The organism is Stenotrophomonas geniculata, assembly GCF_034508895.1.
Lineage (GTDB): Bacteria > Pseudomonadota > Gammaproteobacteria > Xanthomonadales > Xanthomonadaceae > Stenotrophomonas > Stenotrophomonas geniculata.
The window spans coordinates 441,092-464,991 of sequence record NZ_CP140571.1; the positions used below are offsets into that span (position 1 = coordinate 441,092).

Sequence of the window (23,900 nt, forward strand, 5' to 3'; positions counted from 1 at the left end):
ACGTTCTGCGCCGCCCTGAGGCGACGGGTTAGGATAACGGGCACAACGTGTAACCGCTACTCACGATGCAGGCTAAGACCCGTCTGCGTTGGCGGAGTTCAATCTCACTTTTTTTTAACGTTTCAGGAGTTTTCCCGTGGCCGATGCCCTGATCGCTGTCGCCGACGACGGCGCCATCCGCACCGTGACCGTCCAGCGCCCGGACAAGCTCAACGCCTTGAATGCCGCGACCCTGCAGGCGCTGGCCGAGGCATTCAGCGCCGCCGCTGCCGACCCGGACGTGCGCGTGGTGGTGCTGACCGGTGCCGGTCCGAAGGCGTTCGTGGCCGGAGCCGACATCGCCGAGATGAACACACTCAGTGCGGTTCAGGGACGTGATTTCTCCCTGCTCGGCCAGGCCCTGATGCGCCAGATCGAGCGCATGCCCAAGCCGGTGATCGCTCGCGTGAACGGCTTCGCCCTGGGCGGCGGGCTGGAGCTGGCCATGGCCTGCCACCTGCGCATCGCTGCCGATACGGCCAAGGTCGGGCAGCCGGAGATCAACCTCGGCCTGATTCCCGGCTTCGGCGGCAGCCAGCGCCTGCTGCGCCTGTGCGGCCGCGCCGCCACCCTGGAGCTGTGCCTGCTGGGTGCACCGATCAACGCCGCGCGTGCGCTGGAACTGGGCATCGTCAACGAGGTGGTGCCTGCCGACGCGCTGGACAACCGTGTGCAGGATGTCGCCCGCCAGTTGGCGCGCTCGGCGCCGCTGGCCCTGCGTGGCCTGCTGGATGCCGTGCACGTGGGTGGCGAATGCAGCCTGGAGGCAGGGCTGGAGTACGAAAGCGCGCAGTTCGGCCTGCTGTTCGCCACCGAGGACATGCGCGAAGGCACCAGCGCGTTCCTGCAGCGCCGTCCGCCGGCCTTCCAGAACCGCTGACGCCATGGCATCCCGACCCAACCCCGCGCAGCTGTTCGCCCGGGTCCAGGCAGACGATCTCGATGGTGCCCTGCAGGCAGGCCTGATGGACTACGTCGCCCGCGCCGGCGACGAACAGCTGCTGCCCGGTCACCCGGACCTTCCGCGACGCCTGCAGCAGGCGCAGCAGCAATTGCATACGGCCTGGGCCGCACGCGAACGCTACCGTGCGCGTGCGGTGCGGCTGGCACGGCGCGAAGCCGAGCGCGATGCGCGCCGTACGCCGGCCCCGGCGCCGGACGTGAAACCCGCCCTGCCCGCCGCAGCCGCCGCCATCCTCGCCCGGGCCAAGGCCCGCGCCAGCGGCAAGGAGCAGTAATGGCCACCCTGAAGAAGACCGCACGCGCCCCGGCGCGGCGTGGCGGCACGATGCCGCGCGCCGACGTGGTGGAAATGTTCACCCGCCTGCGCGAACTCAATCCACACCCGAAGACCGAACTGGAGTACAGCTCGCCGTTCGAGCTGCTGGTGGCGGTCGCGCTGTCGGCGCAGGCCACCGACGTCGGCGTCAACAAGGCCACGCGCCGTCTGTTCCCGGTCGCCAACACGCCGGCGAAGATCCTCGCACTCGGCGAGGACGGGCTGAAGCAGTACATCGCCACCATCGGCCTGTTCAACGCCAAGGCGAAGAACGTGATCGCCACCTGTGCGATCCTGCTGGAGAAGCACGGCGGTGAAGTGCCGCGCGATCGCGATGAACTGGAAGCGCTGCCAGGCGTTGGACGCAAGACCGCCAACGTGGTGCTCAACACTGCATTCGGCGAGCCGGTGATGGCGGTGGACACGCATATCTTCCGCGTATCCAACCGCACCGGCCTGGCGCCAGGCAAGAACGTGCGTGAAGTGGAAGACAAACTGGTGAAGGTGATTCCGGCCGAGTTCCTGCTCGACGCGCATCACTGGCTGATCCTGCACGGGCGTTATGTGTGCAAGGCGCGCAAGCCGGATTGCCCGGGCTGCGTGATCGCCGACCTGTGCCGGTTCAAGGAAAAGACCACGGCCGAGGCGTGACCGCGTTCGTGGTGTGACAAAACAAAGACGGCGGGCACAGGGCCCGCCGTCTTTGCTTGTAGACAAGGGTGCGTCAGGACATCAGAACGACAGGTCGCCCCAGACGCCGAATTCCTTGGTCTTGTCGTTCTTCTTGTCGCTGGCGTTGGCCAGGTGCGTGTACTTGTACACGGTCGACAGCTTGAGGTTCTTCATGACCGGGAACTCGACGCCGACGTTCCAGTACTTGTCGCTCAGGGTCGGGTCCAGGGTCTTGCTGACGTCGGTGTCATCGTAACGACCGAACACGTTGATGCCGCCGTCGGTGACGCGCACGCTGCCCCACACCGACCAGCCGCTGGTCTTGTCGGTGGCAACGGTCATCACGTTGTTGAGGTTCTTGGCCTGGAAGTACTCGCCACCGACGCGGAAGTCGCTGCTGGCGTAGGCCACCATCGCATTGGCGCGGGTGTAGGTGTTCTCAGCGCTCTGGATGTCGGTTTCCTTGCCCAGCTTGCCGCTGTAGCCACCGACGGCAACCACGAAGTTCTCGTTCGGGGTATAGGCCGCGCGGCCTTCCACGTCCATGCCCTTGCTGCGGGTCGGGTTCTTGTAACCGGCGCCGGACACCACCGAGACGGCGTAGTTGAAGTTGTTGCCCAGGTTGCCGAAGCCGTGCAGGCCCCAGTCGGACGAGTTGCCGTACTTCAGGCGGTCGGTCAGGGTGTTCTCGACATAGCGCATGCCGTAGAACTTCTCGACGTACGGGATCCACGGCATGTCGGCGGCACCGACGCGCAGGTTGAAGGCCGGGTCGAAGCTGCCCTGTACGTAGGCCTTCTTGACGAACAGTTCGGTGTTACCGATGGCCGAGCTGTACTGGAAGTCGGTGGTCAGGTTGGCGGACCAGATGTCGTTGAACTTGTGATCGACGGTCAGGTAGAAGCGCTTGACGTCCAGACCGGTGCCGCTGGCGGCGGTGTCCTTGCCGTTGCTGGTCTTGTCGATGTTGGTCAGGTCGAAGAACATGCGACCGCCGATCTTGTTGTCATTGACCAGCTTGGCCAGCTTGTCGACGCTGGTCTGGGTCTTCTGCGCACCTTCCAGGGCCTGCGCCTGGGTGATGTTCACTTCGGACTGCGCGTCGGACTGCGCCTGCAGCGCCTGCGAATCGTTCTGCAACTGCTGGACCTGGGCCTGCAGCGCAGCAATCTGTGCCTGCAGCTGCTGCAACTGTGCCTGGGATACGCCCGAGCTGGCGGGGGCTGCGAAGGCGTCGGCGGAAACCAGACCGAGGCTTGCAACGACCGCGGCGGCGAGCAAATGGGAACGCATTTTGGATTTCTCCAGAGGGTTGGAATGGCTTGGGCAGAACGCCACGCCGGCAGGCCGGTCAAGCGTTTTGCGAACGTTCCGTTAAAACCATGACAGCCGAATGACAGATTGAGCACCAACCACAGATTTCTTCGTGCGGTCATGCGTACGACTCATTTGTGGCCACATGCTTGTGGATTCCTTGCGGCATATGGCGTGACGTATCAGCATCCATGCGCGGGCCGGTCGCTGCGCGACCTTCACCGGCATTGCTGGTTTCGTGCGGATGACGCGGCGTCACTGCGGAACGCCAGGCAGGGACGGCATTGACGACTACACCGGGCAGGTCATCAGCGACATATGGAACGTGATCGCAACCGGGCCACGTCCGTCTCCAGCGCATTGGTCATCACGTTGTCCGCAACACTCAGAACCTTCACGCCCCTGCTGTACGGGCGCCGGGCAGCGCTGTAACGGTTGCGTCATACAACGGTCCCTGCGCTGTCATCGAACCGTTATGGAATGTGCGCCGGGCGGGTAACCCCGCATCCCAATCAACCCAGGAGCCACCCCGTGATCCACGCCTTCAAGTCGCGCGTTGCCGTTGCCGTCTTCGCAGCGTCGTCCGTGTTCGCCGCCAACGCCGCTGAAATCACCGGCGCGGGCGCCTCGTTCATCTACCCGGTGATGTCGAAGTGGTCGGCCGACTACAACGCTGCCACCAGCAACAAGGTCAACTACCAGTCGATCGGTTCCGGCGGCGGCATTGCGCAGATCAAGGCCAAGACCGTTGATTTCGGCTCCTCCGACGCCCCGCTGAAGCCGGAAGAGCTGGCGGCTTCGGGCCTGGCACAGTTCCCGTCGGTGATCGGCGGCGTGGTGCCGGTGGTCAACGTGGCCGGCATCGCGCCGGGCGCACTGAAGCTGGACGGCACCGTGCTGGCCAACATCTTCCTGGGCAAGATCAAGACCTGGAACGACCCGGCCATCGCCGCACTGAACCCAGGCGTGACCCTGCCGAGTGCCAAGATCACCGTCGTGCACCGCTCGGATGGTTCGGGCACCACCTTCAACTTCGTCAACTACCTGTCCAAGGTCAGCCCGGAATGGAAGACCTCGGTCGGTGAAGGCACCTCGGTCCAGTGGCCGGCCGGCATCGGCGGCAAGGGCAATGAAGGCGTTGCTGCCTACGTGAAGCAGATCAAGGGCGGCATCGGCTACGTCGAACTGTCCTACGCGCTGCAGAACAAGCTGTCGTACACCGCGATGAAGAACGCCGCCGGCAAGTTCGTGCAGCCGAGCGACGCCTCGTTCGCCGCCGCTGCTGCCAGCGCCGACTGGGCCAGCGCCAAGGACTTCTACCTGGTGATGACCAACGCCCCGGGCGCCGAGTCCTGGCCGATCACCGCCACCAACTTCATCCTGGTGCACAAGAAGCCGAAGAATGCTGCCAACGGCAAGGCCACCCAGGAGTTCTTCCGCTGGGTCTACAAGAGCGGCGACGCCCAGGCCCGCCAGCTGGACTACGTACCGCTGCCGGACAGTCTGGTCCGCCAGATCGAGACCTACTGGTCGCAGAACCTGAAGTAAGCAATCGCGTTCCCCCGCAGGAACGGGATCGGCGGGTCCTCTCTCCCCCGCCGATCCCAACCCGGGCGCGAGATCCTCGAGATCTCGCGCTCTTCTTGTTTTTGGGGTGCACCAGGCCCTGTAGAGCCGAGCCCATGCTCGGCTGGGTGCTGGAGCGTGCAGACCAACGGTCCGCAGCTGCCGAGGACAGGGAGCAGTCGAGTATGGCTCGACTCTACCCAGCGCCCAGGCCGTCATATCGATGCGCAGATCCGGGGTCTCAGGGCTCCTGCCAGGGGCCGGCCAACCCCGTGAAACCCTTGTCAGAACGTGATCCAGGACACCTCTGTCATGGTCGTAATACGGCTGTAACAAAAACATCATTTCATAGCCGCATCCGCCGACACCGTCGGCTCTACCCCGCTATGGAGTGACCATGAAACTGCACTCGGCCGGCCTTGCCGCCCTTTCCCTGGCCATCGCCCTGGGCCTGTCGGCCTGCGGTGGCGACAAGCAGGCCGCGCAGCAGCCGGCTGCCGACGGTGCCGCGGCCCCGGCCGCTGCCGGTGCCAAGGTGACCGCCGAAGTGTCCGGTGCCGGCGCATCCTTCATCTTCCCGCTGGTCTCCAAGTGGTCGGCTGACTACAACGCCAGCACCGGTGCCAAGATCAACTACCAGTCGATCGGCTCGGGCGGCGGTATCGCCCAGATCAAGGCCGGCACCGTCGACTTCGGTTCCTCCGACAAGCCGCTGAGCAGCGAAGAGCTGGCCCAGGCCGGCCTGGCGCAGTTCCCGTCCGCCATCGGCGGCGTGGTGCCGGTGGTCAACATCGAAGGCCTGGAAGCCGGCAAGCTGCGCCTGAGCGGCGCCCTGCTTGCCGACATCTTCCTGGGCAAGGTCAAGACCTGGAACGACCCGGCCATCGTCGCCGCCAACCCGGGCGTGAAGCTGCCGGACGGCAAGATCACCCTGGTCCACCGTTCGGACGGTTCGGGTACCACCTTCAACTTCTCCAACTACCTGTCCAAGGTCAGCCCGGAGTGGAAGAGCAAGGTTGGCGAGGGCACCTCGGTGCAGTGGCCGGACGGCGTCGGTGGCAAGGGCAACGAAGGCGTTGCTTCCTACGTGAAGCAGATCAAGGGCTCGATCGGCTACGTCGAACTGGCCTACGCGCTGCAGAACGGCATGCCGTACACCGCCATGCAGAACGCGGCCGGAAACTGGGTCGAGCCCAGCGCGGAAACCTTCGCCGCTGCGGCCGCCAGCGCCGACTGGGCCAGCGCCAAGGACTTCAACCTGGTCATCACCAACGCCCCGGGCGAGCAGGCGTGGCCGATCACCGCCACCAACTTCATGCTGATGCAGAAGACGCCGAAGGATGCCAAGCGCAACCAGGACACCCTGGCCTTCTTCAAGTGGGCCTTCGAGAACGGCCAGACCCAGGCCAACGAGCTGCACTACGTGCCGCTGCCGGCCGAACTGGTCAAGCAGATCGAGGCCTACTGGGCGACCGACCTGAAGTGATGGACACGACGGTGCCCGCCCCGCGCGGGCACCGCCTCTTCCACGCCGTGCCGCCCCGCCCCTTCCTGGCCCTGCCGTCCCCATGAATGCCATCGCCCAGCCTGTAGCCGCCCCGTCCACGCGTGATGCGCGTGATGCCCGCAACGACAAACTGTTCCGATGGGTGCTGGTCGGCACCGTCATCTTCGTCCTGATCGCCCTGGCCTGCGCCGCGCTGTCGATGCTGTGGGGCGGCCGTCACGCCCTGCAGATGCAGGGCCTGAGCTTCTTCTTCTCCGCCGACTGGAATCCGGTTGAAAACAAGTTCGGTGCCCTCGCCCCGATCTACGGCACCCTGGTCACCGCGCTCATCGCGATGGTCATCGCCGTGCCGGTCAGCTTCGGCATCGCCTTCTTCCTCACCGAAGTCGCGCCGCGCTGGCTGCGCGGCCCGGTCGGTACCGCCATCGAACTGCTGGCCGGCATCCCCTCGATCATCTACGGCATGTGGGGCCTGTTCGTACTGGTGCCGGTGATGACCGAGTACGTCACCCCGTTCCTCAACGAAACCCTGGGCGAATGGCCGATCATCGGCCCGATGTTCCAGGGCCCGCCGCTGGGCATCGGCATGCTTACCGCCGGTTTCGTGCTGGCCATCATGGTCATTCCGTTCATCTCCTCGGTGATGCGCGAAGTGTTCCTGACCGTGCCGACCCGCCTGAAGGAATCGGCCTACGCGCTGGGTTCCACCAAGTGGGAAGTGAGCTGGGACATCGTCCTGCCCTACACCCGCTCGGCGGTGATCGGCGGCATCTTCCTCGGCCTCGGCCGCGCCCTGGGCGAGACGATGGCGGTGGCCTTCGTGATCGGCAACAGCGTGCGCCTGTCGCCGTCGCTGCTGGAACCGGGCACCACCATCGCCGCGCTGATCGCCAACGATTTCGGCGAAGCCACTGAAACCTACCGCTCGGCCCTGCTGCTGCTCGGCTTCGTCCTCTTCATCGTCACCTTCGTGGTGCTGGCCATTGCCCGACTGATGCTGATGCGCCTGTCCCGCAAGGAGGGCAACTGATGTCCACCACCGCTGATTCGCTGTACCTGCGCCGTCGCATCGGCAACGTCGTTGCGATCACTGCCTCCTGCGCCACCGCCCTGTTCGGCCTGTTCTTCCTGGGCTGGATCCTGTTCACCCTGGCCTCCAAGGGCATGGCTGGCATCAACTGGGATCTGTTCACCAGGATGACGCCGCCGCCGATGCAGGAAGGCGGCCTCGCCAACGCCTTCTTCGGCAGCGCGGTGATGTGCGCGCTGGCGATCGGCATCGGCACCCCGCTGGGCGTGCTGGCCGGCACCTGGCTGGCCGAGTACGGCAACGCCCGCAAGGCCGGCACCGTGGTCCGCTTCGTCAACGACATCCTGCTGTCGGCGCCATCGATCGTGCTCGGCCTGTTCGTCTACACCCTGTACGTGATGCAGACCGGCGGCAACTTCTCGGCGTTCGCCGGTGCCCTGTCACTGGCCTTCATCGTGCTGCCGGTGGTGGTGCGTACCACCGACGAGATGCTGCGCCTGGTGCCCTCGCAGATGCGTGAGGCGGCCCTGTCGCTGGGTATCCCGCAGTGGAAGGTGATCGTGCAGGTGCTGTACCGCAGTGCATCGGCCGGCATCATCACCGGCATCCTGCTGGCGCTGGCCCGCATTTCCGGCGAGACCGCGCCGCTGCTGTTCACCGCCTTCGGCAACCAGTACTGGAACAACAACATCTTCCAGCCGATGGCCTCGGTGCCGGTGGTGATGAACCAGTTCGCCGGCAGCCCGTATGAATCCTGGCAGGTGCTGGCCTGGGCCGGTGCCCTGGTGCTGACTGTCTTCGTGTTGCTGGTCAGCCTTGCCGCCCGCGGCATCCTGCTGCGCAACCGTATCTCCCATGACTGACCTTTCCGTGGATAACGCCATGAACGACCTTTCCAACGCCGTGCCGATGCAGCGCATCGCCGTGCCGTCCTCGCACGAGAGCCTGCACACGCCGTCGCCGGTGAAGCTGGCTGCGCGTGGCCTGGACTTCTACTACGACAAGTTCCACGCCCTGAAGGGCATCAACCTGGAGATTCCGGAAAAGCGCGTAACCGCGCTGATCGGTCCCTCCGGTTGCGGCAAGTCGACCCTGCTGCGCATCTTCAACCGCATCTACGCGCTGTACCCGAAGCTGGAAGCGCGCGGTGAAGTACTGCTGGACGGCGAGAACATCCTGTCGCCGAAGTACCCGATGAACCGCCTGCGCAGCAAGGTCGGCATGGTGTTCCAGAAGCCGGTGCCGTTCCCGATGACCATCTTCGAGAACGTGGCCTACGGCATCCGCCACCACGAGAAGCTGAGCAAGGCCGACATGGCCGACCGTGTCGAGCAGGCGCTGCGCCAGGGCGCGCTGTGGGACGAAGTGAAGGACAAGCTGGGGCAGAGCGCGCTGGGCCTGTCCGGTGGCCAGCAGCAGCGTCTGTGCATCGCCCGTGCCGTGGCCCTGCGCCCGTCGGTGCTGCTGCTGGACGAGCCGACCTCGGCGCTGGATCCGATCTCGACCAGCCGCATCGAGCAGCTGGTGGAAGAGCTCAAGCACGAGTACACGATCGTGATCGTCACCCACAACATGCAGCAGGCCGCGCGCGTGTCCGACTACACCGCCTTCATGTACCTGGGCGACCTGATCGAGCACGACCGCACCGAAGTGATCTTCTCGCAGCCGTCGCAGCGGCAGACCGAGGACTACATCACCGGTCGCTTCGGCTGAAACGGCAGTCGAGCGTGGCTCGGCTCTACAGACAACGGCAGTCGAGCATGGCTCGACTCTACAGAGTGGAACAACCATGAATCTTCCCAACGACCACATCGTCAAGAGCTACGACGAAGAGCAGCAGCGCCTGGTGGCCGAAATCGTGCGCATGGGCGAGATGGCCGTCGCCCAGCTCGAAGCGGCGATGGACGTGATCGAGAAGCGCGACGAGAACGCCGCCCATCGCATCATCGCCAACGACGAAGCGATCGATGCGCTTGAGCAGCAGATCAGCCACGACGTGATGCGCCTGGCGCTGCGTGGCCCGATGGCGCGTGACCTGCGCGAGATCCTCGCCGGCCTGCGCATCCCCGCCGACATCGAACGCATCGGCGACTATGCGGCCAACGTCGCCAAGCGCTCGATCGCACTGGGCAAGGTGCCGCCGCTGCCGCAGATCCAGGGCCTGCGCGCACTGGGCCGCCTGGCCGCGCAGCAGGTGCGCCGCGCCATTGCCGCCTACCGCGACAACGACGCCGACGCCGCACTGGCACTGCGCGAGGACGATGCCCGCCTGGACGCGCAGTACACCGCGCTGTTCCGCGAGCTGCTGACCTACATGATGGAAGACCCACGCAACATCACCCCGTGCACGCACCTGTTGTTCATGGCCAAGAACCTGGAGCGCGTGGGTGACCACGCCACCAACATCGCCGAGAACGTGTGGTTCCTGGTGCACGGCGAGCAGCCGCTGCCGCCGCGCGAGAAGCGCGACGAAACCTCCAGCACCGGCCAGCCCTGACGCTGCACTGCAACACCGGAGTCGACTCCAAGGTGGCCGCTGTCCTCGTGACAGCGGCCTTCTTGTTTCTGGGCGTTCCACCCGCGTTGTGGGCGCCGGGCCTGCCCGGTGCGAACCTTCCGGATGCTTCTGTAACAAACCTCACGAAAATTTGAGGTCTTGGCGAGGATTCGTTGAGTAGGATCGCTGCACCATCGTTTCCACCGGCATCCCTGCCGGCCACCCGGGCACCCGCCCACACCACCCAGGAGCACGACCGATGAGCAGTTCCAACAAGACCCTGTCCCTGCTGACTGCTACCGCCCTGGCCGCCGGCCTGGGCATGACCGCCAGTGCCTCGGCGCTGAGCATGAGCGACCTGGCCCAGGGCTATCTGGTGGCCGGCCAGGCAGCCAAGGCCAGCACCGATGCCAAGGCAGCAGATACCAGGATGGCCGCCGACGCGACCAAGCACGCCGAAGGCAAATGTGGTGCCGACGGCAAGAGTGCCGAAGGCAAGTGCGGTGCCGACAAGGGCAAGGCCGCCGGTGCTGCGGCAGGCGCCAAGGCCAAGACCGGCGACAAGAAATCGGCCGAGGGCAAGTGCGGCGAAGGCAAGTGCGGTGCCAAGCACTGACGTCCGCGCCAGCGCCGTCCACCTGCGGCCGCCGCTTCATGCGGCGGCCGCCGGGTTGGGGCTGCGCAGGGCGCTGCTGCAGGATCTGCGCGATGCACCGGCGGGCGATTTCGATTTTCTCGAATGCGCGCCGGAGAACTGGATCCATGTCGGTGGTCCCGCTGGGGATGCGCTGGCCGAGCTGGCGCAGCGCCATCCGTTGAGCTGCCACGGTCTGTCGTTGTCACTGGGCGGCAGTGCGCCGTTGGATACGCAGCTGCTCGAACAGGTCGGCCAATTCCTGGAAATGCACCGCGTGCCGCTGTACAGCGAACATCTGAGCTACTGCAGCGACGACGGCCACCTGTACGACCTGCTGCCAATTCCGTTCACCGACGAAGCGGTGCGCCATACCGCCGCACGCATCGCCCGCGTGCAGGACCTGCTGGGTCGCCGCATCGCGGTGGAAAACGTGTCCTACTACCTGGCACCGGAGCCGGCAATGGACGAACTGGCCTTCACCAAGGCCGTGCTCGCCGAGGCCGACTGCGACCTGCTGCTGGACGTCAACAACGTCTATGTCAACGCCTGCAACCATGGTTACGACGCCGATGCCTTCATCGCCGGCCTGCCTGCACAGCGCATCGTCTGCCTGCACGTGGCCGGGCACCTGGACGAGGCACCCGACCTGAAGATCGATACCCATGGCAGCGCAGTGATCGATCCGGTCTGGGAGCTGCTGGCACGCACCTACGCACGCATCGGCCCGCGCCCCACCCTGCTCGAACGCGATTTCAATTTCCCGCCCTATGCGGAATTGCAGGGCGAACTGCAGACCATCCGCCGCCTGCAGGCCGCGCACGCCGGGGCTGCACATGGCTGATTCCGCCGACACCCTGCGCTCTCAGCAACACGCGTTCACCGCCCACCTGCGCGATCCACAGGCGGTGCCCGCACCGGCCGGTCTGGAGCCACGCCGGGTGGCGGTGTACCAACGGCTGCTGTTCAACAACCTGCTCGGCCTGTTGAGCAACGGTTTCCCGGTCTGCGTGCGCCTGCTCGGTGAACCGGCCTGGAGCGGACTGGTGCGCCAGTACTTCGCGACCCATCGCTGCCAGACGCCGCTGTTCACCGAACTGGCCGCCGAATTCGTGCAGTGGCTGCAAGCCCAGCCACAGCTGCCGCATCCGGCGTTGGCCGAACTTGCTCATTACGAGTGGGTGGAAACCGCGCTGTACCAGCTTCCTGCCGAGCCTCTGCCTGCGCCGGGTGACATCGACCCACTGCGGGTTCCGCTGCAGCGCTCGCCGCTGGCATGGCCACTGCTGTATCAGTGGCCCGTGCACCGGCTCGGTGCCGAGGACGCACCGTCACAACCGCCAGCCGAACCGACCGGCCTGCTGGTTCGTCGCGAGGCCGATGGCGAGGTGCGCTTTGCCGTACTCAGCCCGCTGGCGGTGTACCTGCTGTCCAGCATCGGGGAACATCCCGGCCTCGATGGCCATGGCTACCTGCGGCACCTGGCCGCCACGCACGGCCTGGCCGAGGACGCGCTGGCCGGACCCGGTGCCGCGCTGCTGCAGCAGTTCCTGCAGGCCGGCGTGATCGGCCCGCTCGCAGTCCCAGGCTGACGCCCCTTTCCCCGGAGAACCGCCGATGAACCTCCCGACCCTGGCCACCGCGCGTGGCCAGCTGGACCGTCTCGCCCCCTGGTTGGCCCCGCTCGGCCTGCGCCTGCTGCTGGCCTGGGAATACTTCGAATCCGGCCGCGAAAAACTGCACGGCCAGAACTGGTTCGCCGACCTGCAGGATGCCTTCCCGTTCCCGTTCGACCAGCTGCCGGCCACCCTGAACTGGCAACTGGCCACCTGGTTCGAACTGATCGGCGCGGCCTGCCTGCTGGTTGGCTTCGGCACCCGGTTTGCCGCGGCCAGCCTGCTGGTGCTGACCGTTGTGGCCACCTATGCGGTGCATTGGCCGATGGAGTGGAACTCGCTGTCTGACCTCGCCATGGGCTACGCGATCACTGACCAGGGCTTCGGCAACTTCAAGCTGCCGGTGCTGTTCATGGCGATGCTGCTGCCGCTGATCTTCACTGGCGCCGGCAGGCTGAGCGTGGATGCGTGGTTGGCGCGGTGGTCTCCCTCGGCCACACCTGCGCGGCCAGCGGTTCGGTAGATACCGACCCTGGTAGGCGCGTCGTGTGCCAACCAAGGTTGGCACCTACCGGGTGCCACCACGGTGGCTGGCATGGGCTGCGTGGCCGGGCGCTCAGGGTCGCTCTGCTAGAATTCACGCATGACTGCCCCCTCCCCCGCACCTGCCGCCGCTCCCGATTCCGCAGTACCCCAGGCGCAGCGCGCGATGTCACAACGCTTCCGCGGCTTCCTGCCGGTGGTGGTGGACGTGGAAACCGGCGGCTTCGACAGCCAGCGCAATGCGCTGCTGGAGATCGCTGCGGTGCCGATCGAGATGGACGAGAACGGCCTGCTCTACCCCGGCCAGACCGCCAGCGCCCACGTGGTGCCGGCCGAAGGCCTGGAGATCGACCCGAAGTCGCTGGAAGTGACCGGCATCATCCTCGACCACCCGTTCCGGCTGGCCAAGGAAGAGAAGGCCGCGCTGGACCACATCTTCACCCCGGTGCGTGCGGCGATGAAGAAATACGGCTGCCAGCGCGCGATCCTGGTCGGCCACAACGCCCATTTCGATCTCGGTTTCGTCAATGCGGCGGTGGCCCGGACCGGTCACAAGCGCAATCCGTTCCATCCGTTCAGCGTGTTCGACACAGTGACCCTGGCCGGCATCGCCTACGGGCAGACCGTGCTGGCACGTGCGGCCACGGCCGCCGGGCTGGGGTGGGATGCCAATGAGGCGCACAGCGCGGTGTATGACACCGAGCAGACCGCGCGGTTGTTCTGCACCATCGCCAACGCCTGGCCACGCTAAGGCAGCGCTTTCTGTAGAGCCGAGCCATGCTCGGCTGCGCCTTTTTCTGCGCTGTCGCGCTGTAGTCGAGCATGGCTCGACTCTACCGATCGATAGAGGCATGTCCACGCCACGCGTGGATGTGATCAACCGATGCTCGTGCGGTCGCGGCCGTCGCTCTTGGCGCGGTACAGCGCGCGGTCTGCGCGCTGGTACAGCAGCGCCGGGGTGCGGTCGTCGGCGTCCAGCTCCACCAGCCCCGCACTGAAGGTCACGCGCAGGCCGTCCACACCGGCCCAGTCGGGGTGGTCATGGAACAGGCCGCGCAGGCGTGCGCACAGCTGTGCGGCTTCCTCCAGGCGGGTGTCGTTGAGCAGCAGCGCGAACTCTTCGCCACCAGTCCGCGCGGGCAGGTCCGAGTCGCGGCTGGCGGCGGCGATCAGCCGCGCCACCTGCACCAGCACGGCATCGCCGATGCTGTGGCTGTGGCGGTCGTTGACGTCCTTGAAGTGGTCGATATCCAGCACCACCAGGCACAGCGGATGACCACTGCGCTGCGAACGCGCAAAGTCGCGGGCCAGCGTTTCATCGAAGGCACGGCGGTTGGCCAGGCCGGTCAGCGCATCTTCGCGGGCCTGCCGTTCGAAGGCCTCGGCCTGGCGTGCCAGGCGCTCGGCCAGTTCGGTCTTTTCCTGGTTCAGCGCCTGCAGGTGCACGGTCTTCGCCTGCAGGTCGAAGGTGGCCTCGTCCACCCGCCGCGCCAGGCGCAGGTTGCTGGCCTTCAGCTGCTGCAGCAGCAGGCGGTACAGCGCCACCAGCCCGGCCAGCAGCAACAGTCCACCCAACCCCTGCACGCTGCGTCGCTGCCACCAGAACGGCTCCACGGTGAAGCTCCATACCGCTTCCTGCTGGCCCCAGCTGCCACTCGGATGGGCCGCGGCCACGTGCAGAGTGTAATCGCCCGGCGGCAGGCCGACGAACTCCACGCTGCGCTGCGGGCCGCGTTCGACCCACCCCGCATCCAGGCCATCCAGCCGCGTGCGGTAGCGGATCCGGTCCGACATCAGGTAGCTCAGGCCGACATAGCTCACCGTCAAGCGACGGCCGCCGGGAATGTAGTTGCGGTCCGGGCCTTCCCAATGCACCGGTGCGCCATCCACCTGCACGCTTTCAATCGCTGCCGGCGGTGAAAGGCGCTCGCGGAAGCGCTGCAGGCGTTGCGGGTCAACGGTGCTCAGGCCTCCGGCGGTGACCACCCAGAACGTGCCGTCCTGGCGCAGGATCGCCGAGGGTCCGGAGCTGCCGTTGGCCTGCGCATTGGCCATGCCGTCGATCTCGTTGTAGCGCTCCACCATCACCCGGGGTGCGCGGCCATCGGCCACGGCGTTGAGGGTGGCCATGTCGGTGCGCAGTACACCGCGGTTGCTGCTGATCCACACATTGCCAAGGCGATCCGGCACCAGCTGGAACACCGCATCTACCGGCATGCCCTGCTCCAGCCCCACCCGCGCCAGCGTGCCGTTCCGCCAGCGGTACAGGCCGCGGTCGCTGCTGATCCACATCGCGTCGCCCAACTGATGGAAGCCGAACACGCTGCGGCCACCGCCCAGCGGCGCCAGGTCGATCGACTGCACGTGGTCGCCGCGCAGCACGCGGATTCCCTCGATGGTGCCGATCCACAGGTTGCCCTGATGATCGTGCTCAAGTGCGGTGATCAGGCCGCAGGGCATGCCCGGGACGTTCGATACCTGCACACGGTCACCGTCGATGCGGACCACGCCCTTCTGCGTGCCGGCCCAGACCACACCCTGCGGGTCCACGCTGATCGCGCGGATGTTGCCACCCGGCATGCCATCGGCGGCGGCATAGTTGTGCCGCAGCCGGCCGTCACGACCAAGACGGTAGACGCCATCGCCGAACGTTCCGACCCACAGGTCACCGTCCGGGCCCTGCGCCAGGCTGAGCACCGAAGGTGCCTTGCCGCCGCGGTTGTGCAGCGGCATCGCACGGAAGCGGCCATCGGCGGTCTGCAGATCGAGGCCGCTGGCACTGCCGACCCACAGCTGGCGGTCGCGGTCCTCGAACACGGTGCGCACATAATCACCACTGAGGCCATCGCGCTCGGTGTAGCTGCTGAACAGCGTTTCGCGCAGGCGGTACAGGCCGCCGTTGGCACCGACCCAGATGCTGCCCTCGGCATCCTCGCGCAGGCTGACCACGCGTCCACCCGGCAGGTTCAGGCCCGCCGGCAGCCGCTCCAGTCCATGCGAGGAGATCCGTAGCAGGCCCTGGTTCTCGGTGCCCAGCCACAAATCTCCATGGCGATCCTGCAGCATCGAGGTCAGGTGCAGCTGGCCCGGCAGGCGGTGCATCAGCACCAGCTGATCATCTTCCACGCGGTACAGGCGCTCGCCGGCGACGATCCACAGCGCGCCGTCCGGAGCGCGGTACGGCCACGACAGGCCGCTGCCGGCGCCCAGCCCCCACGCCGCGGGCGCCCGCTTGAGCACGCCGTCGTTGTCGCGCAGCACCAGCCCATCCAACGTGCCGGCCCAGACCCGGTCCTGCGCATCGACCACCAGCTTGGTGAAGCTCATCGCCATCGGCAGGTCGGCGGCTGGCGCCTCGTAGACGATGCCGGTATCCGGCGTCAGATAGCCGATGCCCTTGCCTTCATAGAGCAGCCACAGGCGGCCCTGGCTGTCCATCTGCATGGACTGGATCAGTACCTGCGGGGTATCGGCCTGGTGCTCCCAGACCCGCCACTGGCCATCGTTACCGCGGTGGCTGACGTTGCCGCGCGAATCACTGATCCACAGCCCGCCCTGACGGTCGACGAACAGCGCACCGATGCCGTTGTCGCGCAGGCCCGGGCGGGTGCTGCGGTCGAACACGGTGAAATCGAGGCCGTTGTATCGCACCAGGCCTTCCCAGGTGGCGAACCACAGGTGGCCTTCGGGGGTCTGCGCGATGTCGCGCAGCGAGTTGTGTGGCAGGCCGTTGCGCGACGTCCATACATCGATGGCGTAATCGCGCAGCGGCGGTGCCCCCTCCTGCGCAGCCACCGGCAGTGACAGGGCCAGCAGCAGCCACAGCAGGCCCTGTCGCAGCCATCGACCGATACCTGATCCGCAGCGCTCCGCCCAGCGCCCGATGTCCCCCTGTCCGGCCATCAGTGCAGCGGCGGCGGCCAGGCAGGGCTGCCAGGCCTGGCAGCATGCGGGAACTGCCAGGCAGCGCTGAACGGCATGCCGGCGGGAACGGGCTGGCTCATCGGGGGGAAACTGGGAAGATGCGCAGATGATAGGCCAAACCCGGCCCACGGCGTCACCATCGCCAGCCGCGAAGACTCAGCCCGCGCGCCCCGGCGGCGTTACCTGTGCACTGGCCGGCCACTGCACTACCGCCTCCAGCCCGCCTTCGGCGCGGTTCCGCAGCCACAGCCTCGCGCCATCCTTCTCGGCCAGAGCGCGGGCGATGGTCAAGCCCAGACCGGCGCCGCCGGTTTCGCGCGAACGCGAGGTCTCCACCCGCACGAACGGGTCGAACACGGCTTCCAGTTGATCTTCGGCCAGGCCGGGGCCGTCGTCGGCCACCACCACGGTGATCGCGCCGCCACTGCGCTCGACCCGTACCCTCACCCGGTAGGCGTACATCACCGCGTTGTCCACCAGGTTGGAAAACAGGCGGTGCATGGCCAGCGGACGCAACATCAACACCGCACCGCTGCCCCCTTCGAAGACGACATCACCGCCGCCCTCGGCGGTGTCTTCAACGATGCTCTCCAGCAGCGAATCCAGGTCCAGTGCGGCACGCTGCTCGGCGCTCTCAGCGCTGCGCGCCAGCTCCAGGCCTTCGCGCACCAACGCCTGCATCGCGGCCAGATCGCCGATCAGGCGCTCGCGCAGTACCTCGTCGCTGACGTTCTCCAGGCGCAGGCGCAGGCGGGTCAGCGGGGTCTGCAGGTCATGGGTGATCGCCGCCAGCATCTGCGTGCGCTCAGCCAGGTGCCGCTGCAGGCGATGCTGCATGGCATTGAAGGCTTCGGCAGCACGCTGCACCTCGCGCGGCCCGCGCAGCGGCAGGGGATCGCGCTGCAGGTCGTCGCCCAAGTCTTCGGCGGCGGCCGCCAGCTCCTGCAACGGCGCGCTGGCGATGCGCGCGACGATGTAGGCCAGCACCGCGATCGCCAGCACCAGCAGCGTCAGGAACCACGGATCAACGGCGAGGATGCCGTTGTGCGCCACCGCCGGCGAATCCAGCGCCAGCTTCAGCAACGTGCCGTCGTTGAGGGTCACGTCGACCGCACGGCACTTGGGCGGGATGAATGCCGGATCACGCTCGCGCGGGTGCTTGCGATGCCCGGGCGGCGGCGGCGGCAACAGGTCCTGCAGCTTGGGAATGCAGGAGCGGAACGAAGCGAAGTGCACATGCGCGCGAGCGACCGGGCCGGGCCGGTCATCCAGCACTTCCATCAACGCCGTGTCGGCCCGCCCCAGGCGCGCGCCGGGTTGCAGCGCGCGGACGCTCGGCCCACCGATTTCGAGCAGGCGCTCACGCAGCTCGGGATTGCCGTCGAGCAGGTTGACGTAGCCCTGCAGGCGGTCGGCGATGCGGTTCAGGTTCTGCCGCTCGAACTCCTGCTGGCGCTTGGAGGTGGCCAGCATGGTCGCGCCGATCGCGGCCACGCTCATGCCCAGCAGCAGGATCACGAACAACCGCCCGACCATCGAGGACAGGAAATGGCGCAGGCGCTTCATCGCGGCTTATTCCAGGTTCACCGAGGAGGCCAGTACATAGCCTTCGTTGCGTACGGTCTTGATCAGCCCGTCCGGGCCACCATCGTCGCCCAGCTTGTTGCGCAGGCGGCTGACCTGCAGGTCGATCGCGCGATCCTGTGCCTCGTAGTTGCGGCCACTGCTGAGCGCGACCAGCTGCTCGCGCGACAGCACCTTGTTGGCATGGGCGATGAACACCCGCAGCAGGCGGAACTCGGCGCCGGACAGCACCACCACGCGATCGTCCGGGTCCACCAGGTGGCGATGCTCCAGATCGAACACCCACCGCGAGAAGCGCGCACGGCGCACCGCCAGCGGCTCCAGGTTGGCTGGCAGCGCCTCGGTCCGGCGCAGCACGTTGCGGATGCGCGCCAGCAGCTCGCGCGGTTCGAACGGCTTGGCCAGATAGTCGTCGGCGCCCATTTCCAGGCCCAGCACGCGATCGATCGGCTCGGCGCGTGCGGTCAGCATGATCACCGGCGTGTTCGAGCGTGCGCGCAGGTCGCGGCACAGGGTCAGGCCATCCTCACGCGGCAGGTTGAGGTCGAGCACGATCAGGTCCACGTGCTCGCGGTCCAGCAACTGGCGCATGGCGGTGCCGTCGGCAGCCGTGCTCACCTGGTAGCCGGCACGGCCGAGCTGTTCGGCCAGCAGGGTGCGGATGTCGTTGTCGTCGTCGACGATCAGCAGTCGGTGCATCGTGTTTTCAGTCTCCATGTCGCGATCATCCCGTGTCGGCAGCTGAACCGCATCCGGGGCAATGCGTACCAGTGTATCCACCCGTGGGCGGGATACCTGTGGTTACGCGTATTCACCGACAGTGTTACATAGAGACATACCCCGAGGATTGAGCCGCCCATCGCCCGGTCTTCACAATGCCCACCAACGCCGCCGCCGCGGCCCCGAGAGTGAAGCCACGACGTGACGTTCCGCCTGCTGCCCGCGACCCGCCGGGGTCGCCTGATACTGATCGCCCTGCTTGCCCTTGCCGTCGCCGCAGCCGCCTGGTGGCTGCTGCGCAAGCCCGCCGCCCCGGCCGTAGCGACCACCCCGGTCAGCCGCGGCGACATCGAGCAGACGGTGGAGGCCACCGGTGTGATCGACGCCTACAAGCTGGTCAGCGTGGGTGCCCAGGCCTCGGGCCAGATCAAGTCGCTGAAGGTGCAGCTGGGCGACACGGTGAAGGAAGGCGACCTGATCGCCGAGATCGACGCCACCACCCAGCAGAACCAGGTGCTCAACGCGCAGGCCTCGCTGGACCAGGTCACCGCCCAGCGCGCCGTGCAGCAGGCTACCCTGCGCCAGGCCGAACTGGAGTTCGCGCGCCAGCAGCAGATGCTGGCCGCCGAAGCCACCTCGCGCCAGGAATACGATGCCGCCGAGGCACAGCTGAAGACCGCCCGCGCCCAGCTGCAGTCCTACGAGGCACAGATCAAGGGCCGCGAAACCGAGCTGGGCACCGCCCGTGCCAACCTGGCCTACACCCGCATCACCGCGCCGATGGACGGCACCGTGGTGGCGGTGGTGGCCGAGGAAGGCCGCACCGTGAACGCCAACCAGACCGCGCCGACCATCGTCATGCTGGCGCGGCTGGACGTGGTCACCGTCAACGCCGAGATCTCCGAGGCCGACGTGGTCAAGATCAAGGCCGGCATGCCGGTGTACTTCACCACGCTGGGCGACCCGGACCGCAAGTACCACGCCACCCTGCGCCAGATCAATCCGGCACCGGCCTCGATCGCCAACGAGAATTCGTCCAGCTCCAGCAGTTCGTCCAGCTCCAGTTCCAGCAGCGCGGTCTACTACAACGCGCTGTTCGATGTGGAGAACCCGGACGGCACGCTGCGCATCGACATGACCGCCCAGGTCTCCGTGCTGCTCAAGCAGGCCAAGAATGTGCTGATGGTGCCGGCGGTGGCACTGGGGCCGAAGCGCCGTGGCGACGAGCGCATGGTGCGGGTGCTGGACGACAAGGGCCAGCCGCAGCCGCGCAAGGTCAGCGTGGGCATCAACAACGGCGCCTCGGCCGAGATCCTGTCCGGGCTGAAGGAAGGCGAGCGCGTGGTGGTCGGCGAAGCCGGTGCGGCCGGTGCCAGCACCGGCGGCGGCAACCGCGGCGGCATGCAGATGCGGGTCGGCGGCCCGGGCATGGGGCGCCGATGAGCACGACGGCGCCGCTGCTGCGCCTGCGCGACCTGCGACGCGAATTCCCGGCCGGCGACGATGTGATCGCCGTGCTGCGCGACGTCAACCTGGACATCCACGCCGGTGAGATGGTGGCCATCGTCGGCCAGTCCGGCTCGGGCAAGTCGACGCTGATGAACATCCTCGGCTGCCTCGATCGCCCCACCCGTGGCAGCTACCAGGTGGCCGGCCGCGAAACCGGGAAGATGGAACCGGACGAGCTGGCCGAACTGCGCCGCGAACATTTCGGTTTCATCTTCCAGCGCTATCACCTGCTGGGCGACCTGGACGCGCGTGGCAACGTGGAAGTACCGGCGGTGTATGCCGGCAGCCCCGGCGCAGTGCGCAACGCACGGGCCGAGCAGCTGCTGCAACGGCTGGGCCTGAGCGACCGCATGCACCACAAGCCGGGGCAGCTGTCCGGTGGCCAACAGCAGCGCGTGTCGATCGCACGTGCCCTGATGAACGGCGGCGAGGTGATCCTGGCCGACGAACCCACCGGCGCGCTCGACACGAAATCCGGCGAGGAAGTGATGGCGATCCTCGGCGAGCTACACGCCGAAGGCCACACCATCATCATCGTCACCCACGACATGAGCGTGGCCGAACACGCACAGCGCATCATCGAGATCCGCGACGGCGAGATCATCGCCGACCGCGCCAACCCGAATGCACCGACCTACCGTGCGCAGCGCGAGGCCAGCACCGGCGTCGCCCGCGGCAACAGCTGGCGGGCGGCCCGCGACCGCTTCACCGAAGCGTTCCGCATGGCACTGCTGGCGATGAACGCGCATCGGCTGCGCACCTTCCTGACCATGCTCGGCATCATCATCGGCATCGCCTCGGTGGTCTCGGTGGTGGCGCTGGGCAATGGCTCGCAGCAGCAGATCCTGCAGAACATCAGCGCGCTCGGCACCAACACCATCGACGTCTATCCAGGCCGTGGATTCGGCGACATGCGGTCGGCGCGGGTACAGACGCTCAAGGCCAGCGATGCCGATGCACTGGCAAAGCAGAGCTACGTGGACAGCGCCACGCCCAGCGTGTCGACCTCGGTCACCGCGCGTTACCGCAACCAGTCGTCCACCGCCCAGGTCAGCGGCGTCGGTGAACAGTTCTTCCGGGTCAAGGGCGTGACCCTGCTCAGTGGCAGCTTCTTCGACAGTGATGCAGTGAAGGGCCTCGGCCAGGTGGCGGTGATCGACGAGAACACCCAGACCCAGTTCTTCCCCGATGTCGACCCGGTCGGCCAGGTGATCCTGCTCGGCAACGTGCCAGCACGCGTGGTCGGCGTGGCCAAGCGCCAGAGTTTCGGTTTCGGCGGCAGCACCAGCCTCAGCGTGTGGGTGCCGTACACCACGGTGATGTCGCGCATGCTCGGCCAGAGCCACGTCTCCAGCATCACCGTGCGCGTGGACGACGACACGCCGATGGATGCGGCACAGGAAGCGATCACCCGCTTGCTGACGATGCGCCATGGCACCGAGGATTTCTTCCTCAGCAACAGCGCCGAGATCCGCCAGACCATCGAACAGACCACGCGCACGATGACGCTGCTGATCGGCGCGATCGCCGCCATCGCGCTGCTGGTCGGTGGCATCGGCGTGATGAACATCATGCTGGTGTCGGTCACCGAGCGTACGCGTGAGATCGGCGTGCGCATGGCCGTGGGTGCGCGGCAGAGTGATATCCGCCAACAGTTCCTGATCGAAGCGGTGCTGGTGTGCCTGCTCGGCGGCGTGCTCGGCATCGGCCTGGCCCTGCTGCTGGGCTCGATGATCGGCCGCTTCGCCAGCGACTTCCAGGTGCTGTTCTCCACCGCCTCGATTGTCGCCGCCTTCGCCTGCTCGACCCTGATCGGCGTGGCGTTCGGCTTCCTGCCCGCGCGCAATGCCGCGCAGCTCGACCCGGTGGAGGCCCTGGCCCGCGAATGAAGATGATGACCCGACTGCCCTTCCCTGCTCCCTCGCGCCTGCTGCTGGTGGGCGCTGTTCTGCTCGCCTTCTCAGGCTGTGCATCGGTGGGCCGCTACCCGGTGCAGGCCCCCGACGTGGCGGCCAGCTACGGGCGTGGCGACGCCACCCTCAATGCACCCGCCGACGACCCGCGCAGCAGCCTGGATACACCCGGCCGCGACATCCGCCAGGACACCTGGTGGACCGGCTTCGGCGATGAACGACTGGACCGCCTGGTGGCGCAGGCGCTGGCCGCCAACAGCGATCTGGCCGCCGCCGGCCTGGCCGTGCAGCGTTCGCGCCTGCAGGCTGGCCTGACCAGCAACGCGCTGTGGCCGCAGCCTTCGTCCTCCGGGGTCAGTGGCAGCGCCAGCCGCGCCACCGACCAGGCTGATGACTGGCGCCGCAGCTATTCCACCGGCGTTTCGCTGGGCTGGGAGGTCGATCTGTGGGGCCGCCTGCGCACCCAGCGCGACATCGCCCGCTGGGAAGCCGAGGCCAGCGAGGAAGACCGGCAGAACACCGCGCTGCTGGTGATCGGCGACACCATCACCCAGTACTGGAACCTGGCCTATCTCAACCAGTCGATCGCCACCGGCCAGGCCAACCTGGAGCGGCTGGAACGTACCCGCGAACTGGTCCAGGCTCGCTTCGACGCCGGTGCGGTATCGCGCCTGGAAGTACGCCAGGCACTGCAGAACCTGCAGTCGCAGCGCTCCTCGCAGAGCGCGCTGGAACAGCAGCGGGTGGAAGTGCGCAATGCGCTGACCGTGCTGCTGGACGGCACGCCGTGGCCACAGCAGGACGAGCCGCAGGACCTGCTGGCCGCACGCAGCCCCGGGATCAACGAAGGCCTGCCGACCGACCTGCTCGGCCGCCGTCCCGATCTGCGCGCAGCCGAACTGCGCCTGCGCAACAGCCTGAAGACCATCAAGGTGACCGCCACCCAGTACTACCCGGCGCTGAGCCTGACCGGCAGCCTCGGTTCCAGTGCGACCTCGCTGGGTGATGTGCTGCGCAACCCGGTGGCCACCCTGGGTGCGGGCCTGTCATTGCCGTTCCTCAATCTGCAGCGCGCGCAGCTGGATACCGACATCGCCGGCACCGGCTACCAGATCGCCGCGACCAATTTCCGCAAGACGCTGTACACCGCGCTCTCGGAAGTGGACAACGCACTGTCGGCACGCGAGCAGCTGGCGCGCCAGGTGGCGGCCTCGCAGGCTTCGTATGACGAAGCGGTGGAAGTGGAGCGCGCGCAGGAAGTGCGCTACCGCGTGGGTGCCACCGACCTGCGCACCTGGCTGGAAGCGCAGCAGACCCGGCGTGATGCCGAGCTGTCGTTGGCGCGCGTGCGCCAGAGCCAGCTGAACAACGACGTGACCCTGTTCAAGGCGCTGGGCGGCAGCGCGGGCTGAGGCGGCAAGAGCCGCCAACCAAGGTTGGCGACTACCGGCAGGTGTCGACCTTGGTCGACACGCTACTTCTGTAGAGCCGAGCCCATGCTCGGCTGCCTTCTTGATCGGGTATGCGATAGCCGAGCGTGGGCTCGGCTCTAC

The 23,900-nt window shown here is 67.0% G+C and carries 21 protein-coding genes; 17 read left to right on the top strand and 4 right to left on the bottom strand.

What is annotated here, in order from left to right:
* Positions 1-136: 136 nt before the first annotated feature.
* Genes RI032_RS02185 through nth form a run of 3 tightly spaced genes read left to right on the top strand, consistent with a single transcriptional unit; the run spans position 137 to position 1,969 of the window.
* On the top strand, positions 137-919 hold the full coding sequence (locus RI032_RS02185) for an enoyl-CoA hydratase/isomerase family protein (protein WP_043402633.1): 783 nt from the start codon (positions 137-139) through the stop codon (positions 917-919).
* A gap of 4 nt (positions 920-923) precedes the next feature.
* Positions 924-1,277, top strand: a complete 354-nt coding sequence (locus tag RI032_RS02190) for a hypothetical protein (RefSeq protein WP_043402629.1) — start codon at positions 924-926, stop codon at positions 1,275-1,277.
* Positions 1,277-1,969, top strand: coding sequence for an endonuclease III (gene nth, locus RI032_RS02195; RefSeq protein WP_049436514.1), 693 nt, complete (start codon positions 1,277-1,279; stop codon positions 1,967-1,969). The genes RI032_RS02190 and nth overlap by 1 nt, the downstream gene beginning before the upstream one ends.
* A gap of 81 nt (positions 1,970-2,050) precedes the next feature.
* Here the strand turns inward: nth and RI032_RS02200 are convergent, their stop codons facing one another.
* Positions 2,051-3,283 (bottom strand): porin, encoded by a 1,233-nt coding sequence (locus RI032_RS02200; RefSeq protein WP_054171361.1) that lies wholly within the window; start codon positions 3,281-3,283, stop codon positions 2,051-2,053.
* A gap of 552 nt (positions 3,284-3,835) precedes the next feature.
* Here RI032_RS02200 and pstS (RI032_RS02205) point away from each other — a divergent pair.
* The 11 genes from pstS (RI032_RS02205) to rnt all read left to right on the top strand — a co-directional run bounded on the left by pstS (RI032_RS02205) (position 3,836) and on the right by rnt (position 13,448).
* Positions 3,836-4,852, top strand: a complete 1,017-nt coding sequence (pstS, locus tag RI032_RS02205) for a phosphate ABC transporter substrate-binding protein PstS (protein ID WP_057504342.1) — start codon at positions 3,836-3,838, stop codon at positions 4,850-4,852.
* Between the two features lie 415 nt (positions 4,853-5,267).
* A complete protein-coding gene (gene pstS / locus RI032_RS02210; protein WP_228355184.1) occupies positions 5,268-6,356 on the top strand; it encodes a phosphate ABC transporter substrate-binding protein PstS in 1,089 nt (362 codons plus the stop codon).
* Between the two features lie 82 nt (positions 6,357-6,438).
* Positions 6,439-7,407, top strand: a complete 969-nt coding sequence (gene pstC, locus RI032_RS02215; RefSeq protein ID WP_008267250.1) for a phosphate ABC transporter permease subunit PstC — start codon at positions 6,439-6,441, stop codon at positions 7,405-7,407.
* Complete coding sequence (gene pstA / locus RI032_RS02220; RefSeq protein ID WP_197657408.1) at positions 7,407-8,270, top strand: phosphate ABC transporter permease PstA; 864 nt, start codon at positions 7,407-7,409, stop codon at positions 8,268-8,270. The genes pstC and pstA overlap by 1 nt, the downstream gene beginning before the upstream one ends.
* Before the next feature lie 19 nt (positions 8,271-8,289).
* Positions 8,290-9,120, top strand: coding sequence for a phosphate ABC transporter ATP-binding protein PstB (pstB, locus tag RI032_RS02225; protein WP_005408788.1), 831 nt, complete (start codon positions 8,290-8,292; stop codon positions 9,118-9,120).
* A gap of 76 nt (positions 9,121-9,196) precedes the next feature.
* On the top strand, positions 9,197-9,904 hold the full coding sequence (gene phoU, locus RI032_RS02230; protein ID WP_008265615.1) for a phosphate signaling complex protein PhoU: 708 nt from the start codon (positions 9,197-9,199) through the stop codon (positions 9,902-9,904).
* A 259-nt stretch (positions 9,905-10,163) separates the two neighbouring features.
* Positions 10,164-10,520 carry a hypothetical protein gene (locus RI032_RS02235; RefSeq protein WP_010486221.1) on the top strand — a complete coding sequence of 119 codons (357 nt, stop codon included), beginning with the start codon at positions 10,164-10,166 and terminating at the stop codon, positions 10,518-10,520.
* Positions 10,507-11,382 carry an HvfB family MNIO-type RiPP peptide maturase gene (locus RI032_RS02240; RefSeq protein WP_322547790.1) on the top strand — a complete coding sequence of 292 codons (876 nt, stop codon included), beginning with the start codon at positions 10,507-10,509 and terminating at the stop codon, positions 11,380-11,382. Before RI032_RS02235 ends, RI032_RS02240 begins: the two co-directional genes overlap by 14 nt.
* On the top strand, positions 11,375-12,130 hold the full coding sequence (locus RI032_RS02245) for an HvfC family RiPP maturation protein (protein WP_322547791.1): 756 nt from the start codon (positions 11,375-11,377) through the stop codon (positions 12,128-12,130). Before RI032_RS02240 ends, RI032_RS02245 begins: the two co-directional genes overlap by 8 nt.
* Before the next feature lie 25 nt (positions 12,131-12,155).
* Positions 12,156-12,677, top strand: a complete 522-nt coding sequence (locus RI032_RS02250; RefSeq protein ID WP_312250476.1) for an HvfX family Cu-binding RiPP maturation protein — start codon at positions 12,156-12,158, stop codon at positions 12,675-12,677.
* A 186-nt stretch (positions 12,678-12,863) separates the two neighbouring features.
* Complete coding sequence (rnt, locus tag RI032_RS02255; protein WP_005408782.1) at positions 12,864-13,448, top strand: ribonuclease T; 585 nt, start codon at positions 12,864-12,866, stop codon at positions 13,446-13,448.
* Positions 13,449-13,573: 125 nt separating this feature from the next.
* Here rnt and RI032_RS02260 read toward each other — a convergent pair whose 3' ends face one another.
* The 3 genes from RI032_RS02260 to RI032_RS02270 form a co-directional block, all read right to left on the bottom strand.
* Positions 13,574-16,600 carry a two-component regulator propeller domain-containing protein gene (locus RI032_RS02260; protein WP_322547792.1) on the bottom strand — a complete coding sequence of 1,009 codons (3,027 nt, stop codon included), beginning with the start codon at positions 16,598-16,600 and terminating at the stop codon, positions 13,574-13,576.
* A gap of 177 nt (positions 16,601-16,777) precedes the next feature.
* A complete protein-coding gene (locus RI032_RS02265; protein ID WP_010486233.1) occupies positions 16,778-18,187 on the bottom strand; it encodes an ATP-binding protein in 1,410 nt (469 codons plus the stop codon).
* A 6-nt stretch (positions 18,188-18,193) separates the two neighbouring features.
* A complete protein-coding gene (locus RI032_RS02270) occupies positions 18,194-18,922 on the bottom strand; it encodes a response regulator (protein WP_005408779.1) in 729 nt (242 codons plus the stop codon).
* Between the two features lie 204 nt (positions 18,923-19,126).
* Here RI032_RS02270 and RI032_RS02275 point away from each other — a divergent pair, with 204 nt between their 5' ends.
* The 3 genes from RI032_RS02275 to RI032_RS02285 are packed head-to-tail and all read left to right on the top strand — an operon-like array spanning position 19,127 to position 23,759.
* The gene (locus RI032_RS02275; RefSeq protein ID WP_322547793.1) at positions 19,127-20,368 is read left to right on the top strand and encodes an efflux RND transporter periplasmic adaptor subunit; all 1,242 of its coding nucleotides are present in this window, start codon (positions 19,127-19,129) and stop codon (positions 20,366-20,368) included.
* Positions 20,365-22,323, top strand: a complete 1,959-nt coding sequence (locus RI032_RS02280; protein WP_010486241.1) for a MacB family efflux pump subunit — start codon at positions 20,365-20,367, stop codon at positions 22,321-22,323. The genes RI032_RS02275 and RI032_RS02280 overlap by 4 nt, the downstream gene beginning before the upstream one ends.
* Entirely contained in the window at positions 22,320-23,759 is a 1,440-nt protein-coding gene (locus tag RI032_RS02285) for a TolC family protein (protein ID WP_322547794.1), read from the top strand. The genes RI032_RS02280 and RI032_RS02285 overlap by 4 nt, the downstream gene beginning before the upstream one ends.
* Positions 23,760-23,900: the final 141 nt, after the last annotated feature.

Excerpts from the sequence above, each read along its gene's own strand:
- nth (WP_049436514.1), top strand. The coding sequence starts at position 1,277 with ATGGCCACCCTGAAGAAGACCGCACGCGCCCCGGCGCGGCGTGGCGGC.
- phoU (WP_008265615.1), top strand. The coding sequence starts at position 9,197 with ATGAATCTTCCCAACGACCACATCGTCAAGAGCTACGACGAAGAGCAG.
- RI032_RS02200 (WP_054171361.1), bottom strand. The coding sequence starts at position 3,283 with ATGCGTTCCCATTTGCTCGCCGCCGCGGTCGTTGCAAGCCTCGGTCTG.
- RI032_RS02270 (WP_005408779.1), bottom strand. The coding sequence starts at position 18,922 with ATGGAGACTGAAAACACGATGCACCGACTGCTGATCGTCGACGACGAC.
- RI032_RS02235 (WP_010486221.1), top strand. The coding sequence starts at position 10,164 with ATGAGCAGTTCCAACAAGACCCTGTCCCTGCTGACTGCTACCGCCCTG.
- RI032_RS02280 (WP_010486241.1), top strand. The coding sequence starts at position 20,365 with ATGAGCACGACGGCGCCGCTGCTGCGCCTGCGCGACCTGCGACGCGAA.
- RI032_RS02245 (WP_322547791.1), top strand. The coding sequence starts at position 11,375 with ATGGCTGATTCCGCCGACACCCTGCGCTCTCAGCAACACGCGTTCACC.
- RI032_RS02285 (WP_322547794.1), top strand. The coding sequence starts at position 22,320 with ATGAAGATGATGACCCGACTGCCCTTCCCTGCTCCCTCGCGCCTGCTG.
- rnt (WP_005408782.1), top strand. The coding sequence starts at position 12,864 with ATGTCACAACGCTTCCGCGGCTTCCTGCCGGTGGTGGTGGACGTGGAA.
- pstA (WP_197657408.1), top strand. The coding sequence starts at position 7,407 with ATGTCCACCACCGCTGATTCGCTGTACCTGCGCCGTCGCATCGGCAAC.
- pstS (WP_228355184.1), top strand. The coding sequence starts at position 5,268 with ATGAAACTGCACTCGGCCGGCCTTGCCGCCCTTTCCCTGGCCATCGCC.
- pstC (WP_008267250.1), top strand. The coding sequence starts at position 6,439 with ATGAATGCCATCGCCCAGCCTGTAGCCGCCCCGTCCACGCGTGATGCG.
- RI032_RS02190 (WP_043402629.1), top strand. The coding sequence starts at position 924 with ATGGCATCCCGACCCAACCCCGCGCAGCTGTTCGCCCGGGTCCAGGCA.
- pstB (WP_005408788.1), top strand. The coding sequence starts at position 8,290 with ATGAACGACCTTTCCAACGCCGTGCCGATGCAGCGCATCGCCGTGCCG.
- RI032_RS02260 (WP_322547792.1), bottom strand. The coding sequence starts at position 16,600 with ATGGCCGGACAGGGGGACATCGGGCGCTGGGCGGAGCGCTGCGGATCA.
- RI032_RS02250 (WP_312250476.1), top strand. The coding sequence starts at position 12,156 with ATGAACCTCCCGACCCTGGCCACCGCGCGTGGCCAGCTGGACCGTCTC.
- RI032_RS02265 (WP_010486233.1), bottom strand. The coding sequence starts at position 18,187 with ATGAAGCGCCTGCGCCATTTCCTGTCCTCGATGGTCGGGCGGTTGTTC.